Below are 15,866 nucleotides of genomic sequence, written 5' to 3'. Positions count from 1 at the left end.
GCGATGAGCACGGTCTTCACGATGATCATCAACGGCGATATCCCGGGCACGTTCGTGCATCGCGATGATCGCTGTGTCGCGTTCATGTCGATCAACCCGATGGCTGCGGGGCACGTGCTCGTCGTGCCGATCGAGGAGGTCGACCACTGGATCGATGCCAGCGAGGATCTCACGGCGCATCTGTTCGCGGTGTCGCATCGCATCGCCAAGGCGCAGGAGCGGGCGTTCGGGTGCGAGCGGGTCGGGATGATCATCGCCGGCTACGAGGTGCCGCACGCCCATATCCACCTCGTGCCGACGAATCAGATGAGCGAGCTCAGCTTCGCCAACGCCGCGGCCTCGGTCGAGCGCGACGATCTCGACGCCTGGGCGGACGCGATCCGTCGCGAACTGGCCTGAACTCCGGCGCCGTCAGTCGACGAGCGGATCGACGAGATCGGCTCGGTTGTTGCGAACGCTGTTGACGTCGGTAGAGACGGGATGCATGGTGAGCGAGCCGTCGTCGACCGAGGTGAACAGCGTGCTGAGCGTCTCGATGTCACCGTTGTTCGGGTCGAGCCATTCCTCCCACCGTTCGGAGGGGACGAACACCGGCATGCGGTCGTGCACGGCTGACATGGTCTCGTTGGCGGCGGTGGTGACGAGCGTGACGCTGTGCAACCATTTCGGGCCGTCGGCCTCGTCGGCGGTCTCGGGGTCCTTCCACGCCGTCCAGAGGCCCGCTACCGCGAGCGGCGCGCCGTCGCGGCGATGGATGAACATCGGCTGCTTGGCCGGCTTGCCCTTTGCCGTCAGCGGCCCGTCGGCGGTGCCGGCCTTCCACTCGTAGAAGCCGTCCATCGGCACGAGCACCCGCTTCTTGGTGAACAGGCTCTTGAAGCTTCGCTTCTCCGCGAGCGTCTCTGAACGGGCGTTGATCATCTTCGAGGCGATCTTGCGGTCCTTCGCCCACACCGGTACGAGACCCCAGTGGAACGCCTCGACACGCCGATGTCCGTCGGCCGACTCGACGACGCCGTAGACGTCGTGCGTGGGTGCCACGTTGTAGTTCTCGCCGAGCGTGGCCACGGTCGCCTCGGCGTCGAAGTAGGCCCCGATCTGGCCGGGTTGCTGCGTGGAGACGAAGCGTCCGCACATGGTGGTCAGCGAATTCCGCTGGTGATCGAGTCGAGCATCGCCTGCACCTCCGCGATGCCGTCCAGCGCGAGCCGATACCAGACCCAGCGGCCTCGTTTGTCGCCCTCGACGAGTCCGGCCATCGACAGCACCTTGAGGTGATGCGAGATCGTCGGCTGCGACTTGTTCAGCGGTCGGACGAAGTCACACGCGCACACTTCGCCTGCCGGCGCGTTGGCGATGATCGAGACGATCTGCAGTCGGGTCGGGTCGGCCAACGCCGCGAGACGAGCGGCGTGCACCACCGCCTCGTCGTGATCGATCGCTCCGTCCGCTCCGCCGCAGCACGATCCAGCTGTGGCGGCCGTGGCGATCGCAGTGGCGTTCGACGCGCTGGAACTGGTCAGAGCAGACATTTTCGAGGAGGCAGGTGGGAGAGAGGTGAGTGGGTCGGCGTTGGATCGGGAGGTCGTGGTCGGTACACGTCTCACGGTATCGCGCGGCGAGTGTCCGATCGGCGGCGGCCTGGGTAGTGACTACTCAGGCGCCGCGGCGCGACGATCGTCATGATCGAGATCATGAGAGCTCTCGCTGCTGTGTTCGCGGTATTCGTCCTCGCTGCCTGCTCTGCAGGCGGCGAGGAGATCGCCGATCCCCCGCCGGCGTCGACCGACGCGACGTCGACGACCGTCGCTCCCGCCACTACTGCGGCCCCCAGCACGACGACCAGTCTGATGACCAGTACGTCGACGACGGAACCGCTGCCCGAACCATCGGCCCGCCAGCGGCTCGTCGTGACCGGCGAGGAAGAGGTGGTGTGGGACTGGACCACCGATCGATGTGAGGACGCTCATATTCCCGACATCACCGCGCGAGCGTTCCGCAACACCGACGGCGAGGTCAACCTGACGATCAGCCATTGGAACAGCTATCCGATGGTCGGCCCGTCGCTCGGCGACCTGTCGACCGATTGCGGCCGCCTGCAGCTCGGTTCCGACTACGACCCCGACCCGGCAGCGTTCAACGACTCGGAATGGATCGGCTCGGTGTACACCGACGACGGGCAGACCGTGTACGCCGTGATCCACAACGAGTACCGCGGCGACACCCATGGAGTTGCTCGTCCGGGCCAGTGTCCGTCCGGCGAGCGCCTCCCGTGCCTGGATACGTCGTTCACGATGGCGGTGTCGACCGACGGTGGCCGGACGTTCGCGCACCTCGCCGAGCCGCCCGGCCATCTCATCGCATCGCTGCCCTACTCCTACGTCGACGACAGCATCCCGACCGGCATCCGCCAGCCGAGCAACATCGTCGAGGGGCCTGGTGGCTACTGGTATCTGTTCGGCAACGTCAGCGATCGTCCCGACGAGTCGCAATGGGTGTGTGCGATGCGAACCGACGACCTGAGCGATCCGGCCGCGTGGCGATACTGGGACGGGACCGACTTCGCCGGCAAGTGGAAGAACCCCTACCTCGACACGGTCACCGACGATGACAAGTGCGCGCCGCTCGCCTTCGACGCGTTGGGTGGATCGGTCCAGGAGTCGATCGTGTACGACGAGGCCATGGGGCGATGGCTCATGGCCGGTATCTCGAGCGGGCCGTTCGGTTCAGGCCCCGACTGGGGTGTCTACACCTCGACGTCCGACGACCTCATCGAGTGGACGGTGCGTGAACACCTGCTCGAGGTGCCGATCCCACCGAGCGTTGCCGACCCCGACAACGACGTGTACTACGCCTACCCCGCCATCATCGATCCCGACAGCGAATCCATGAGCTTTGGCACCTCCGACGGCGGGATGTATCTCTACCTGAGCCGATTCAACGCGGGTGGCAACAGCCTCGACCGTGATCTCGTTCGCTGGCCGATCGCGGTCGAAGAGTACGAACCGGAGGCTCCGGACTGGACCTTCGACGATGCGAGCGACCTCGACGACGAGGTCGGCGGCTGGAGTGCCCGGTCGGACCTCGACCCGCTCGCGGTCGTCGACGGTGCATTGCAGTTCCAGACGCTCGGCGGTGACCCGGCGATGCAGACCGGCGAGATCGTCGTGCCGACCGACCTCGACCGGCTGACGATCCGTCTGCGAACGCCCGACGGGCTGTCGACGCAGGGTGAACTGTTCTGGGTCACCGACACCGACCTGGTGCTCGACGGCGAGAAGTACACGACGTTCGAGGTGCTCGGCACTGGCGAGTTCACCGACATCGTCATCGAACTCGGTGAGCATCCGGAATGGATTGGCACGGTTCGCAGCATCCGACTCGACCCGGTCACGATCGACGAACCCGTCGCCGCGGCCATCGATCGCATCTGGTTCGAACGCTCCGGCTGACACGCGTGCGCGGCAAGCCAGTGCTCACGATTCGCGGTGAACTCGGGCGCCGCTCGTCCGCCCTCGCCGAAAACGACGAACGCCCTGGTCAGAGGATCCAACCTCTGCCCAGGACGCTCTTTCGTCGGGCTGACAGGATTTGAACCTGCGACCCCTTGTCCCCCAGACAAGTGATATCCCGTTCGGGCTTGTTCGCCGTCGTTCGGAATCAACCCATCTACCAGGAGGTTCTGTTCAGCATCGTTCGTCGGCGTTCGCTAGAGTATGACCAAATTGTCCTCCAATTGTCCTCCTGGGAGCACCCCTTGTCTCGCACGCAGCACTCTTCTCGAACCGGCACCGTGTTCCACAACAAGGCGCGCAAGCGGTGGGAAGCCCGTGTCACCACGAGTGCGCCCGAGCCTGTCGAATGGGACGAGCAAGGCCGAGTCACGAAGTGGAAGCATCACCGACGCACCGTTACCGCCCGAACGAAGCAAGAGGCCGTCGCAAGAGCTGCGCGGGTGACCCGACAGATCGCGCTCGACCTGGATCCAGGCGTACCACTCGAAATGACCGTTCGTCAGTGGTTCGACGTCTGGACCGACGAAATCCTGCCGCTCGCCGACATCTCGGACGTGACCCGTCGCGGCTACGTCCAGATCGCCCGACTGTATGTACTCCCCCACGTCGGCGACGTCGGCATCGACGATCTCGCACCCGCTCATGTGCGACGAATGATGTCGACGCTTCAAAAGCAGGGCAGATCAGCAAACACCATCCGTCAGGCGCGAGCAGTGCTGCGACGCGGGCTTCGCGTGGCCGAGCAAGAGGGCCACGTCAACCGAAACGCGGCCATGCTCGTCGACGGGATCAAAGTGCCACGCTCCGACGGCGAAACGCTCGACCCGGCGGACGCAAGGACGCTGCTCGCAGCCGTGGACGATCACGAGATCGGCCCGCTCGTCGCGATTTTGTTGCTCACGGGACTTCGCAAAGGAGAGGCGCTCGGCCTCGGTTGGTCCTCGATTGATCTCGACTCCTCGCCGGCCACGCTCACGGTCGTGCGTGCGCTCAAGCGCGGCGAACGCGATGCGCTGTACCTCGACGAGCCGAAGACAAGTGGCTCACGCCGAACCATTCACCTACCCCAGATCGCAGTCGACGTGCTTCGTAAACACCGAGACGATCAAGAACAACAGCGTGCAGCGTTTGGCTCAGGTTGGGGTGAGGGCTGGCCCGGCGATCTTGTCTTCGCATCGACGATCGGCACACCGCTTGGACTCAACCGATGCAACCGACTCGTCAAGGCAATGACTCTCGATGTTCTCGGCAGAGAACTCACCCCTCACCGAATGCGGCACACCGCCGCCTCGCTGCTGATCGCAGCCGACGTTCCACTCAAGACGATCTCCGACTCACTCGGACACTCATCGATTCGAGTCACCAGCGACATCTACGGCCACCTGTTCTCGCCAGCGAAAGCTGACGCTGCAAACGCAATGCAACGCATTCTCGAAGGGGGCGACGGAGACGACGGACGCGGGTGACCGGCAAAGGCCACCGAATAGTTTCTGGACGCTTCAGCGATCGGCCTAGCGAGCAAACGCTCTCTATCAGGGGAGCTCTCAATCGGCAGGCAATCTGTCGCTGATGCGCACGTCGAGGCACCACTCCTGCATTTCTCGCAAGAGCGAGGTCGCCAGCATCACGGCGGTCAGAGCGTTCTCTCGACTCAGGTGTTCGACGGTGGGTTGGTGAACGGTTGCGTGGCGGGAAGCCAGGGCCGGGATCGCATCTCCTTTGTCCGTCTGATAGGTCTTGAAAAAGTGCTTGATTGGGGTGATGAGTGCTTCTCGCCACGGCTCCGGTGGAAAGCCGAAGCCGACAGACCCGCCTTGTAGTTCGGTCTCCGCGAGGTTGTACTTGCCGTATCTCTTGATCTCCTCGCCGATGTCCAATCCACGGTCCTGGAGGCGCCGTTTGACGGCTTGGATCCGGTCAGGATCTAGGTCTTCTCGGCGCTTGCGCAAGTAGTTGAAGTCATCGCTGTCGTCTCTGCTGCTGAATGCATGTACGCGGCGCTTCGAACCCCAAATCGCAAGAGGTTCGCCGACCGCGACGGCCAACGCCATGGCGGCCTCGAAGTAGCCAGCCTTGTAGGTCTCGGCCGCCCGGCGCACGAGGACCTGGTCACTCGATATCCAAGGGTCGTCGCATTCGGCGACAGCCGCAAAGCAGTCGGCGACGACCTGCGATTCGTACCGGATTAATACTTGGCGCCGATTGCCAGCCGTGGCCGCACCGAGCGGCTGGAGAACAGCTGCAGATGGCACCCAGACCACCGGAATGCCCGACTCGTCTGCGACAGTGACTAACTCGGCAGGGGTCAGCCCAGTGCCCCACCAGTTCGGCGGTCTCGACTGCTCGAGTGCGTGGCGAAGGGCTTTATTGAGAACTGCAAGGTCGAGGACATCGGGCCGATCGACAAGATGCATCTGTTGAGCGATGTCGCCCTGGGTCGTGAATCTAATTGCCACGGGTGCCTACCTATCTGTCTCGGGCGACGCAACTGGGGGCCGTTGTTGAGGCCGCGTGGTCGGCTGAGACAATCGAGCGTTGATGGCGCGAGTCGACGCTCTGGAACCCACGACCGTGCCAGCGTGGGGCTGGTCGCAACGGTCTAGATGAAACGTGTGCCCATCGTCCCAGGCAGTTTCGGGCTTCTCTATCGAGTCCAGTTCGAGTTGGCGTTGCGTCTCGCGCACCATCAGCGGCCAGTCGAACTGTCGACCAGTAAGACGTCGCCCCTGCACCAGTTCGAAGGAGCGCCGTACGCTTCCTCGCGTGCCGTCGGTCGCAAAAGCGATCACCACGTCGGCCTTCGGACCGACGACAAGTACGGCGGAAAACGGCGAGCAAACCTCGACCACGGTGCGCTCGTGCTCGCTACCGAGCAGTCCGCACGTTGCGAACACATCATCCTCCGCCGCCAGAGACGACGAACGAAATCCGAAGCGCACGGATTCCAGGCGCGAGCTAGTCACCCAGGAGTAGCCGAGCACAGCAAACGCGATCAGGTAGGCGCTCTTGATATCGGCGAGCGTCACCGGTGCGTGACCGACCATCCACCCAATCTCGAAACCTGTGTCAGCGCTCTTCGTACCGTGAATACCGCATCTGACGCGGTCGGGGTTTCGCCGAGCGTCTGCGCGGGCGACGACCGCCGCCTCACGCTCGAACGTCTGGCCAGCAGTCTTCGAGTTGCACTCGGCGCAGCACGACAGCACCATCCAAGCTGGCCCAAGGCGAGACTGCTTCGACCACTGTGGAGCGTGTTCAAGACTGAACTGAGCCCTCGACAACCAGCGCAGACACATGGGGCATCTCAGATTTGACCGAGCGTTTGCGATCGGAAACTCTCCGGTGCAGGTGCCATGAAGGTAGTGATCGAAGGCGTGGGCCTGGACGAGTGGCGCCTGAGCCTTTTCCGAGATCGGCATGCGCAGTCCAATGTTCACAAACTACTGGTCGACATCCGATGACGGGAGTGAGTCGGACGGGCACTCATTGAGGAGCGGCAGACAATCGCTCGATCCACCTGATGCACTCCCCTGGCAAGGCGGTATGCATGTCTGTGGCTGGCAAGCGAGTTGCTACCGCATGTCCGGCTCGATACCGACGACCGTCTCGTAGGTCGCCGGCTTGCTCAGATCGCGAACGATCTTCTCCACCCACGCCTGCGTGTAGCCGTATCCCCTTGAGAGCCGGTCGAAGATGCAGTAGCGGTCGTCGGTGGCGTCCAACTCCTTCGCCCCGTCCGCCGGGCGAACCTCGTAGTGGCGCCAGCACCTCGTGTGCGTGGTCATCGTGAATCGGTAGGGCGGACGTTCCACGACAAGATTCACCACCTCGCTTGGGCGCAATAGGTCAGCGGAGGCGACTGGCGTTCGACGCCTTTTCGTCACCACTCCCAGCTGCTGGAGTTCTTCCTTCATCGCCGGAGTCACCTTGTCCATCGGAACGAAGTGAACCGCGGCGTCGGCCGAATGTTCATGGTTCGCTGTGACCGGAACCAAGAAGATCCGGAGGCAGTACTCGGCGCTCTCAAGAACCTCTTCCGGTACGTCATGCCGATGCTGGGCGAGAAAGCTTGAGACGTCGGTCGGCAGTTTCGCCTGCGCCCGCCGAAATGAAGCGTTCGCATCTGAATTTCGAAAGCCGCTCAGCTGCAGCGGCACCGACAAGCGCGTTCCCAGGGCAGCCTCGTCGCCGAACTGGTGAGAGAGCAGCCGCTCGAAGTTGAGCCGCATTGCCTGGGCTTCTCCGAGAACAACGACGTCGAGAGCTGGTAGATATCTGTGAGCGATCTGGTTCCGGAGTCCGAGAAAGAAGTCCACGTTGCACCGAACCGCCTGCCATTCGGGTGCGCCGATGGCGAGTGACATCAGTTTCCAGGTGTCGAGAACCCTGGGTCGACCGTCAACTTTCACCTGGCGTCCTGAATCGTCGCGTTCGTAGTAGTCCACTCCGTCTCGCTCAAGAATCGCCTGGAACAGCGAGTTCCAGGCAATGATCATCAGCAGGATGAATGTCTCGGTGCGGAACGTCGCGATTGGATCGTTCTGAATGCGGACGGCGGCGAGTGCGCTGTCGCGTGACTTTCCAACAAGCCGAAACTCCTCTTCGAGGTCACCCGTCGAACTCGGAGAAATCCCGTGGGCTCGAAGCAGTCCGCGGAGTCGCTCAAGTTCGCCGCTCTGTTTCGACTTGCTCTCCGTCGCGACGCCGAGCCACCGCTTCACGTAACCACTGAACGCCTTGCCATGCGCACCGGTGTTTCCCCAGAAGTCGATCTCGAGCTGAGACTTGCGTGCTCCGGCTTGCCATAGGGCGTGCATCTCCTTGGCCACTTGACGATGTTCGTCGTCCGTCAACTTTTCCGCAGCCACGGCGCCATTGTGTCCGCCCGGTTGGCTGCAAGGGTGGGATACATGCCGCAGCTACACGAGTGCGACACGCCGGACCAGATCCCCGCAGGCTCGACCATGCGATGAGGAAGGTGTAAGCCCTCAGTTTGGCGTCCGTATCCTGCGGTTTCGTCCGGATGTTCACGTTCTGTGCGGGCTTGCCGTCCGGGTCATCCGTCCAGTGCGGCTAAATCCGGCTGGTGTCGGGGAATCCTGTGAACATCTTGGGATCATTGGCGCCGATCAAACCGGTGATTACGCGGCGGCCACGCGGAACCCCACCAGCGCGGGATGCCCTCCCTCCCCCTCCCCGAGCCGATTCGATTCGAAATCTCGTCTCGCATCGGCGGCGATGCCTTCGAGATTGCGTCGGCGACCGCGGTCCTGGCCTGCTCGAACCCTTTCCTCAGCGTTCCAAGGCAACTGGCGGTCCGACGACACACCAGGCGGAAAGCGGACGCGGGTTCTGGATCGTCTTCGAACGCACACACCAACTCGGCGGGACTGCCTGCCGCAACGACTACGACGCCCCAGGACTCAACGTCATGATCCGGACCAGCCACGAGACCACTGATCACCGCCGCGGTGCACCGGCGGCGACTTGAGCCGCTGTTCTGTTGCTGCGACTCCGCCGCGGGCGTGCAGATCGCGGGTCGCAGCCGATCGCCAGGCGTGTGCAACACTTAGTGATCTCTGTTACATCACTCGACATGATCAAGGCTGGCAACCAATGACCACGAACCGATACTCATCGGTCTATCGACCGGACCTTTTCAGCGGGCAGGTCGCAATCGTCACGGGCGGCGGTTCAGGAATTGGACGATGCATCGCACACGAGCTTTCGTCACTCGGGGCGACTGTGGTGCTATGGGGGCGAGGAAGAGAAGCACTCGAACAAACCGTGTCGGAGATCGCCGAGGATGGGGGGACGGCGACGTTCGTCACTGGTGACATCCGAGACGAATCGGCCGTCGAGGTGGCGGTGGACTCTGTGATGGAGCGTCATGGCCGCATCGACGCGCTCGTCAACAACGCAGGGGGTCAATTCAGCGCTCTCGCTGCCGATATCAGTGCGAATGGCTTCGACGCCGTGGTCCGCAACAACCTGCTCGGCGGGTTTCTTGTGGCCCGGTCCTGCTATCGGGCGTCGATGCGAACACAGGGCGGAGCGATCGTCAACATCACCGCCGATCACAGCCGGGGTATCCCGCTCATGAGTCACTCCAGCGCTTCACGCGCCGGGATGGCGAACCTCACGCGGACGCTCGCGGTCGAGTGGGCGTCGTCGGGAGTCCGGGTGAATGCGGTCGCCCCGGGGTTCGTCGCTTCAAGCGGCTACGACACCTACGAGGGCGAGCCATTCGCTGACCGTCTGGCCATGCTTCCCAGCCTGACCCTCGCACAGCGGCATGGCACCGAAGCCGAGGTGTCGGCTGCTGTGGCCTTCTTGTTGTCTGAGGCAGCGAGCTACATCACTGGTCAGGAACTCCTTGTCGGCGGGGGCTGTGATCTGATGAATGGCCTGCTTGACATCGAACTTCACGACAAGCTGCCTGCCTTTGACGGGTTCCACCGATCGAGGCGACCCGACGCGCTCGACGACGTCAGTCCGCTGTAGCTCGCAGGGCACGGCCTGAGCGTCCACGGTCAGCGAGAAACGCTGGCAGCACAAAGGTTCTGATCCAGCGGTCGACGTCAGCCTCGTTGGGCTTGTCGATCCGCTCGAAGGTGGCCAGGCTGACGATGATCCGAACGAGCCACTCTCCGGCTTCAGCGGGCTGAATGTTGTCGGAGAGTTGGGCGGGGAATTGATCCGCCAACATCGCGACGATGCCGCCGAAGCGATCTGTCAACGGGGCCAGCACACCAGGTATCGGCACCCCGATTGCACCGCGTTCCGTCGATGCAAAGAGCAGGCTGAGGTCTTCGCGACGAACGGCGCGCGTGGTCGATCGGACGAGGAGCACGAGCGCAGCGCTGAGGTCGGACTCGGTCATCAGGCGAGGACGCAAGGTCGACAAGAATCGGTCGGTGACACGCAGGAGGACGAGGAGAACAAGTTGGTCGCGGTTGCCGATTCGCCGGTACACGGTGATCCGGGAAACGTCTGCAGCCACTGCGATCTCCTCGATCGTCGTGTTCGACACACCGGCTTCGGTGAAGCAACGTTCAGCGGCATCGAGGATCACGTCATCGACGTCGACGTTGTCGGGCCACCGCGTGAACATGCCGCGCAGCGTAGCTGAAGGCTGCTCCCCGTTGGCGACCGTTTGTGTTACATCTATTACATGATGTAACATCCATGCGGGAAGGAGCCGGCATGAACCTAACGACGCAACGCGAACTCATCGAGCGAATCTCGGCGCAGCTCGACTCAGGTTCCGACCCGATGGCGAGTTCGGTCACGATGCAGCCATCCCGCCATTACGTCGGGGCCGATCGAATGGATCGTGAGCGCACTGCACTCTTCGACTCGCTTCCGCTCGTCGTCGGAGCGAGTGACCGCCTGCGCCGGCCCGGCGACTTCTTCACCGACGACCTCACCGGGTACCCCTTGCTCGTCGCTCGCGGCGACGACGGCGTCTTGCGCGGCTTTCACAACTCGTGTGGCCATCGAGGAGCCGCAGTCGAACAGAAGCAGGCCGGATGCGCACGGCGCTTCACCTGCCCGTACCACGCGTGGAGCTACGACACCCGAGGCACGCTCGTGTCGATACCCAACGATGAGGGCTTCAACGGCGTCGACCGCTCGAAGCGAGGGCTCGTCGAGTTTCCCGTCGAAGAACGTCACGGACTTGTCTGGGCCCGCCCAACAGCCTCTGCTGACGAAGCCATCGATGTGGCTGGATTTCTCGGCGACCTCGACGCCGAACTCGCAACGTTCGAAATTGACGGCTACCACCATGACCGCTCCGATGTGCTCCGAGACTCATTCAATTGGAAGCAGGTGGTCGACGGATTCCTCGAGACATACCACCTGCGATTCCTGCACCGCGACACGATCGGCCCATACATCACATCGAACTTCGCGCTCTTCGACTCCTACGGACCGCACGGCCGGATGATTGCTCTGCGCGACTCGTTCGGGACCATGCGCGATCTCCCGGCCGACGATCGCGAGCTACTCCCCCATGTTGCGATCATCTACCAGATCTTCCCCAACACCGTGTTGGTCTGGCAGGGCGACCACTTCGAGGTCTGGTCGAGCCATCCCGACGACGGAGCGTCGACGATGGCTGCCAGAGCAAGCCTGCTTGTTCCTCCGAATCTCACCGATCCGGAACACGAGCGACGTTGGGACAAGAACTGGCAGATCCTGATGGACACCGTCCTCCTGGAGGACTTCGTCGTCGCCCGATCAATCCACCGCAACAACGTTGCCGGTTCACGTCGAGACGCCGTCTTCGGTCGACAAGAAGCAGCGCTCCAGCATTTCCACTCCCAACTCGACGCCCGCCTCACCAACCCAGCTATCACCAACTGAAACAACCCGAATCAACCGTCATCGTCGACGCACCTGCTGCGGTTCGACAAGAAAAGAGCACCATGACCATCGACATGAACGATCTGCAAGACATCACCTACGACGTCGACAACGGCCTCGCCTGGATCGTGATCAACCGGCCCGACCGGTACAACGCATTCCGCGGCCGCACGATCGATGAGCTCATTCGAGCGTTCAAGGCGGCGTGGGCGGACCCCGCCGTTGGTGTTGTGGCCCTCACCGGTGCGGGTGAAAAGGCGTTCTGCACCGGCGGCGACCAGAAACAGCGAGGCGAGACCGGCGACTACGGCCCGACCGAGACCGGACTGTTCGAAGTCGAAGCTCTCCACCGGCTCGTTCGCGACATCCCCAAGCCGGTCATCGCGGCGGTGAACGGCTACGCAATCGGCGGCGGGCACGTCCTTCACGTCACGTGCGACATCACGATCGCGGCCGATCACGCCAAGTTCGGTCAGACCGGCCCGAAGGTCGGCTCCTTCGATGCCGGGTTCGGGTCGGCCTATCTCGCTCGAATCATCGGACAGAAGCGCGCTCGGGAGATCTGGATGTTCTGCCGCCAGTACGACGCCGAAACGGCCGAACGCTGGGGGTTGGTCAACGCAGTCGTCCCCATGCCGGAGCTCCGGGCGACCGTTCGATCGTGGGCCGACGACGCGCTCGCCCTCTCACCAACCGCGCTGAAGGTACTGAAGCACTCGTTCAACGCAGAGACCGAACACATCGCGGGTGTCGGCTCGATGGCCTTCGACTCGCTCGAACTGTTCGTCGAAACCGAGGAAGCCGCCGAAGGCATCGCCGCCTTCAACGAAAAGCGGCCGCCGGACTTCCAGCGCTTCCGGTAACACCGGTCGAGCGACCGTCGCACGACAACAATCAGGGAGCACGAACACATGCACGTCGGATACAGCGCCTTCTTCCAGAACCTCTCCGGTGAACACACCGACGCCGAGGTGTACCGGCACGAGCTCGCGCTCGCCGACCTGGCAGAACCGCTCGGTTTCGATTCGGTCTGGGCACCCGAGCACCACTTCACGAACTACATCATGATGCCCGACACCACGCAGTTCTTGACGTGGGTCGCGGCGCGCACCGAGCGTGTGCAGGTCGGGTCGATGATCAACGTGTTGCCGTGGCACGACCCGGTTCGGCTGTGCGAGGAATGGACGATGCTCGACGAACTCTCGAACGGTCGCGCGATCCTCGGGCTCGGACGAGGGCTCGGCCGAGTCGAATTCGACGGCTTCCGGACCGAGATGTGTGAGTCCCGGGGCCGTTTCACGGACTACACGCAGGCGATCGTCAACGCGCTCGAGTCGGGCCACATCGAGTACGACGGCGAGTTCTTGCAGCAGCCGCGTGCCGCCATCCGTCCCTACCCGAGCCGATCGTTTCGGGGGCGCACGTACGCCTCGGCCGTGTCGCCACAGTCGATCGACCTCATGGCCGAACTCGGCATCGGCCTGCTCATCATCGCCCAAAAACCGTGGGCCGTCACCACCGCCGAGATCGCCGCGTACGGGGAGCGCTACCTCGAACTCAATGGCGAACCTCCACCCGGTCCGATCATCGCAGTCTTCGTCGCGGTCGACGAAGACCCAAAGAGGGCACAGGAGATGTTCGACAACTACATGATGAGTTACTCGCACTCCGCCGTCGACCACTATCAGTTCTACGACGAAGGCATCGCCGACATCGCCGGGTACGAGTACTACGCAGGCATCTCGGGCAACATTGCCAAACACGGCCGCGACACGTTCGCTCGGTTCCTGGCCGAACTCCAGGTCTGGGGCACCCCCGATGAGGTGGCCGAGCAACTCAAGGACTACCAGCGCATGGTTGGTGCGGCGGGAATCATCGGAGTGTTCAGCTACGGCGGCATGCCCCACGACGAAGCCGAACAAAACATGCGCCTCTTCGCCGAGAAGGTGATGCCCCAACTCCACGAACACGAGACCGAATCTGACGTCGGCCGAGCCGGGCCACCGACTGACGTCGCCGGCACGCTGTCCGGCACCAGCGTCACATGGTGAGCGAACTCGTCTCCACGGAACTCGTCGGCAAGGTTGCCGTCGTCACAATGACGAGTCCGCCCGCGAATGCCCTCTCGTTCGACCTCGTCGCCGCGCTCGATGACGCCGTCACCACCGCCGTGGCCGACGGCGCAGCGGTCCTCGTGTTGACGTCGGGCCTCGACAGGTTTTTTGCAGCCGGCGCCGACCTCAAGATGCTGGGCGACGCAACTCCGGCCGACTTTCGGCACTATCTGGTCACGCTGCGAGCCCTCATCGAACGGCTCCACCAGCTTCCCCAACCAACAATCGCTGCGATCAACGGCATGGCACTCGGGGGCGGACTCGAACTCGCTCTCGCGTGCACCATCCGGACCGCCTCACCCGACGCCCAGCTCGGCGTGCCAGAAGTCAAGCTCGGTCTGCTGCCTGGTGCCGGCGGCACGCAGCGGCTGCCACGCCTGATCGGCCGCGCCGCCGCCGTCGATCTCCTGGTGACCGGTCGAAGCATCGACGGCAGCCGCTCCTTCGACCTCGGCCTCGTCGATCGCCTCGTGCCGTCACCACAACTCTTCGACGAAACCATGCAACTCGCTCAGACATTGGCCGACGGACCCAAACAAGCAATCACCGCCATCATGCACTGCGTCGACGCCGCAGCCGACCTGTCGTTCGCCGACGGAATGGACGTCGAGGCGGACCAGGTTGAACGACTCTTCTCGACACCCGACGCGCGCGAGGGAATCGCCGCATTCCTCGCCAAACGCGAACCAACCTTCGAATAAAGGGACAACGACGTGGACTTCAAGTTCGACGAGGAGCAACAACTCCTCCAGCAGGTCACCAACAAATATGCGCTGACGCGCCTCGCACCCGAAGCGGACCGATGGAAAAACGAGCCGTTCGCTCCAGAGATCGTGAAAGAACTCGGAGACCTCGGCATTCTTGGCATGCGCGTTCCCGCCGAGTACGGAGGTTCCAAGGCTTCCTTCGTGGCAATGGGAATCGCCGCGGAGGAACTTGCCCGCGGCGACTTCAACGTGAGCTACTTCCTGCAACTTTCGGCGATCGCAGCCAAGTTGCTCGACGGCGCCGACGAAGAAATCAAACAACAGTGGCTGCCAGCGATTGCGTCGGGCGACTCGATCGTCGCGTTTGCACTGACCGAACCAGGCGTGGGTTCTGACGCCGCAAATCTGACGTGTTCCGCTCGTCGAGACGGAGACGACTGGATCGTCAACGGCGAGAAGTCCTCCATCACGTTTGCCGGATCGGCTGACGGATGTGTCGTCTTCTGCCGCACTGGCGGTCCCGGCGCCCGAGGCATTTCGATGATCTTCGTGCCCCTCGACCTCCCTGGAGTCAGCCGCACGAAATATGCGAGTGCGGGCGGCCATCTGAGTGAGCGTGGCTCGCTCTTCTTCGACGATGTGCGCGTCCCCGCGAACCACCAGATCGGAGTAGAAGGCACTGGCTTCATCGGGGCGATGGAAGCGTTCGACTTCAACCGTGCGATCATTGCATTGGCTGCCATCGGCACCGCCAGCCAAAGCCTCGACGAAACCATCGAGTACACCAAAACTCGGGAAACGTTCGGCCAACCGCTCGCGAAACGAGAAGGGGTCGCGTTCCAAATCGCGGAGCACCTCGCCCTGCTCCACGCAACACGACTCCTGTCCTACGAAGTGCTCGCCCTCGCCGATGCCGGCCTCCCCCACACATCCGAGGCCGCGATGTGCAAGTGGCTCGGACCCAAACAATCCGTCGAAGCAATCCACGCCTGCCTGCTCCTGCACGGATGGACCGGATACGGCACCGATCTCCCCTTCGTTCAACGCCTCAACGACGTCATGGGCCTCGAAGTCGGTGACGGAACCCCCGAGATCATGAAGGCCATCATCGCCCGAGAAGCCTTCGGAAGAGAGTTCAGCTCGTACAAGTAGGCCGACTT

Annotated in this window: 15 protein-coding genes; 9 read left to right on the top strand and 6 right to left on the bottom strand. The window is 63.0% G+C overall.

Features of this window, described 5'->3' with window-relative positions:
* The first annotated feature begins 3 nt into the window (after positions 1-3).
* A complete protein-coding gene (locus tag ACE37B_RS01880; RefSeq protein WP_409921582.1) occupies positions 4-399 on the top strand; it encodes an HIT family protein in 396 nt (131 codons plus the stop codon).
* Between the two features lie 12 nt (positions 400-411).
* Here ACE37B_RS01880 and ACE37B_RS01875 read toward each other — a convergent pair whose 3' ends face one another.
* Together ACE37B_RS01875 and ACE37B_RS01870 are read right to left on the bottom strand one after the other, a co-directional pair.
* A complete protein-coding gene (locus ACE37B_RS01875; RefSeq protein ID WP_409921581.1) occupies positions 412-1,137 on the bottom strand; it encodes an SOS response-associated peptidase in 726 nt (241 codons plus the stop codon).
* 5 nt (positions 1,138-1,142) lie between these two features.
* Positions 1,143-1,532 (bottom strand): ArsR/SmtB family transcription factor, encoded by a 390-nt coding sequence (locus tag ACE37B_RS01870; RefSeq protein WP_409921580.1) that lies wholly within the window; start codon positions 1,530-1,532, stop codon positions 1,143-1,145.
* A 162-nt stretch (positions 1,533-1,694) separates the two neighbouring features.
* On the opposite strand from ACE37B_RS01870, the gene ACE37B_RS01865 reads away from it, so the two are divergent.
* Both ACE37B_RS01865 and ACE37B_RS01860 read left to right on the top strand, forming a co-directional pair.
* A complete protein-coding gene (locus tag ACE37B_RS01865; protein WP_409921579.1) occupies positions 1,695-3,452 on the top strand; it encodes a hypothetical protein in 1,758 nt (585 codons plus the stop codon).
* Between the two features lie 503 nt (positions 3,453-3,955).
* A complete protein-coding gene (locus tag ACE37B_RS01860) occupies positions 3,956-4,981 on the top strand; it encodes a tyrosine-type recombinase/integrase (protein WP_409921578.1) in 1,026 nt (341 codons plus the stop codon).
* A gap of 78 nt (positions 4,982-5,059) precedes the next feature.
* Here the strand turns inward: ACE37B_RS01860 and ACE37B_RS01855 are convergent, their stop codons facing one another.
* From ACE37B_RS01855 to ACE37B_RS01845, 3 genes are all read right to left on the bottom strand, one after another.
* Positions 5,060-5,971 (bottom strand): hypothetical protein, encoded by a 912-nt coding sequence (locus ACE37B_RS01855; RefSeq protein WP_409921577.1) that lies wholly within the window; start codon positions 5,969-5,971, stop codon positions 5,060-5,062.
* A 6-nt stretch (positions 5,972-5,977) separates the two neighbouring features.
* The gene (locus ACE37B_RS01850; RefSeq protein WP_409921576.1) at positions 5,978-6,559 is read right to left on the bottom strand and encodes a hypothetical protein; all 582 of its coding nucleotides are present in this window, start codon (positions 6,557-6,559) and stop codon (positions 5,978-5,980) included.
* A 528-nt stretch (positions 6,560-7,087) separates the two neighbouring features.
* Positions 7,088-8,383, bottom strand: a complete 1,296-nt coding sequence (locus tag ACE37B_RS01845) for a DUF3644 domain-containing protein (protein ID WP_409921575.1) — start codon at positions 8,381-8,383, stop codon at positions 7,088-7,090.
* A gap of 748 nt (positions 8,384-9,131) precedes the next feature.
* Here ACE37B_RS01845 and ACE37B_RS01840 point away from each other — a divergent pair.
* Complete coding sequence (locus ACE37B_RS01840; protein ID WP_409921574.1) at positions 9,132-10,019, top strand: SDR family oxidoreductase; 888 nt, start codon at positions 9,132-9,134, stop codon at positions 10,017-10,019.
* Here ACE37B_RS01840 and ACE37B_RS01835 read toward each other — a convergent pair.
* Positions 10,006-10,629: a TetR/AcrR family transcriptional regulator gene (locus ACE37B_RS01835; RefSeq protein ID WP_409921573.1), complete on the bottom strand. Its 624-nt coding sequence runs from the start codon at positions 10,627-10,629 to the stop codon at positions 10,006-10,008. The genes ACE37B_RS01840 and ACE37B_RS01835 overlap by 14 nt on opposite strands.
* Positions 10,630-10,721: 92 nt before the next feature.
* Between ACE37B_RS01835 and ACE37B_RS01830 the strand changes: the two genes are divergently transcribed.
* The 5 genes from ACE37B_RS01830 to ACE37B_RS01810 all read left to right on the top strand — a co-directional run bounded on the left by ACE37B_RS01830 (position 10,722) and on the right by ACE37B_RS01810 (position 15,858).
* A complete protein-coding gene (locus tag ACE37B_RS01830) occupies positions 10,722-11,885 on the top strand; it encodes an aromatic ring-hydroxylating oxygenase subunit alpha (RefSeq protein WP_409921572.1) in 1,164 nt (387 codons plus the stop codon).
* Between the two features lie 74 nt (positions 11,886-11,959).
* Entirely contained in the window at positions 11,960-12,748 is a 789-nt protein-coding gene (locus ACE37B_RS01825) for an enoyl-CoA hydratase-related protein (protein ID WP_409922876.1), read from the top strand.
* Between the two features lie 48 nt (positions 12,749-12,796).
* The gene (locus tag ACE37B_RS01820) at positions 12,797-13,936 is read left to right on the top strand and encodes an LLM class flavin-dependent oxidoreductase (RefSeq protein ID WP_409921571.1); all 1,140 of its coding nucleotides are present in this window, start codon (positions 12,797-12,799) and stop codon (positions 13,934-13,936) included.
* On the top strand, positions 13,933-14,700 hold the full coding sequence (locus ACE37B_RS01815; RefSeq protein WP_409921570.1) for an enoyl-CoA hydratase/isomerase family protein: 768 nt from the start codon (positions 13,933-13,935) through the stop codon (positions 14,698-14,700). The genes ACE37B_RS01820 and ACE37B_RS01815 overlap by 4 nt, the downstream gene beginning before the upstream one ends.
* Positions 14,701-14,712: 12 nt before the next feature.
* A complete protein-coding gene (locus ACE37B_RS01810; RefSeq protein WP_409921569.1) occupies positions 14,713-15,858 on the top strand; it encodes an acyl-CoA dehydrogenase family protein in 1,146 nt (381 codons plus the stop codon).
* Positions 15,859-15,866 lie beyond the last annotated feature (8 nt).

The sequence above is a fragment of the Ilumatobacter sp. genome (assembly GCF_046290335.1).
In the GTDB taxonomy this organism is placed as follows: domain Bacteria; phylum Actinomycetota; class Acidimicrobiia; order Acidimicrobiales; family Ilumatobacteraceae; genus Ilumatobacter_A.
The sequence above is the reverse complement of the archived record's forward strand: the minus strand, read 5'-3'. Positions and strand labels throughout refer to the sequence as shown.

Excerpts from the sequence above, each read along its gene's own strand:
- ACE37B_RS01880 (WP_409921582.1), top strand. The coding sequence starts at position 4 with ATGAGCACGGTCTTCACGATGATCATCAACGGCGATATCCCGGGCACG.
- ACE37B_RS01875 (WP_409921581.1), bottom strand. The coding sequence starts at position 1,137 with ATGTGCGGACGCTTCGTCTCCACGCAGCAACCCGGCCAGATCGGGGCC.
- ACE37B_RS01870 (WP_409921580.1), bottom strand. The coding sequence starts at position 1,532 with ATGTCTGCTCTGACCAGTTCCAGCGCGTCGAACGCCACTGCGATCGCC.
- ACE37B_RS01865 (WP_409921579.1), top strand. The coding sequence starts at position 1,695 with ATGAGAGCTCTCGCTGCTGTGTTCGCGGTATTCGTCCTCGCTGCCTGC.
- ACE37B_RS01850 (WP_409921576.1), bottom strand. The coding sequence starts at position 6,559 with ATGGTCGGTCACGCACCGGTGACGCTCGCCGATATCAAGAGCGCCTAC.
- ACE37B_RS01840 (WP_409921574.1), top strand. The coding sequence starts at position 9,132 with ATGACCACGAACCGATACTCATCGGTCTATCGACCGGACCTTTTCAGC.
- ACE37B_RS01835 (WP_409921573.1), bottom strand. The coding sequence starts at position 10,629 with ATGTTCACGCGGTGGCCCGACAACGTCGACGTCGATGACGTGATCCTC.
- ACE37B_RS01830 (WP_409921572.1), top strand. The coding sequence starts at position 10,722 with ATGAACCTAACGACGCAACGCGAACTCATCGAGCGAATCTCGGCGCAG.
- ACE37B_RS01825 (WP_409922876.1), top strand. The coding sequence starts at position 11,960 with ATGAACGATCTGCAAGACATCACCTACGACGTCGACAACGGCCTCGCC.
- ACE37B_RS01820 (WP_409921571.1), top strand. The coding sequence starts at position 12,797 with ATGCACGTCGGATACAGCGCCTTCTTCCAGAACCTCTCCGGTGAACAC.